1 protein-coding gene is annotated in these 342 nt (G+C 71.3%); it reads right to left on the bottom strand.

The window, feature by feature from the left end; translation table 11 throughout:
- On the bottom strand, positions 1-342 hold a 342-nt coding region (locus tag GTW67_RS09420), incomplete at both ends, for an acyltransferase domain-containing protein (protein ID WP_161164350.1).

Genomic DNA, 342 nt, shown 5'->3' with positions numbered 1-342 from the left:
TAGGCCGCTGGTGTCCAGGACACCGCCCGTCACCGTCGAATAGAACGGCACGCTCGACACCTGCGGCGCGATCCCCGCCAGGTCGCGCAGGAGAACGTCCTCGATGGCCTCCACGTGCGCGGAGTGCGAGGCGTAGTCCACGGCGATGCGGCGGGCCCGCACACCGTCGGCCTCGCAGGCGGCCAGCAGCTCGTCCAGCGCGTCCGCGTCACCGGAGACGACCACGACGGACGGGCCGTTGACCGCAGCGACCGACAGTCGACCGTCCCACGCCGCCAGACGCTTAGTGACCTCGTCAGCGCTCAGCGACACGGACACCATGCCGCCACGACCGGACAGCGC

Origin of the sequence: Streptomyces sp. SID5910, assembly GCF_009862125.1 — a bacterium.
Classification (GTDB): Bacteria; Actinomycetota; Actinomycetes; order Streptomycetales; family Streptomycetaceae; genus Streptomyces.
The sequence above is the reverse complement of the archived record's forward strand: the minus strand, read 5'-3'. Positions and strand labels throughout refer to the sequence as shown.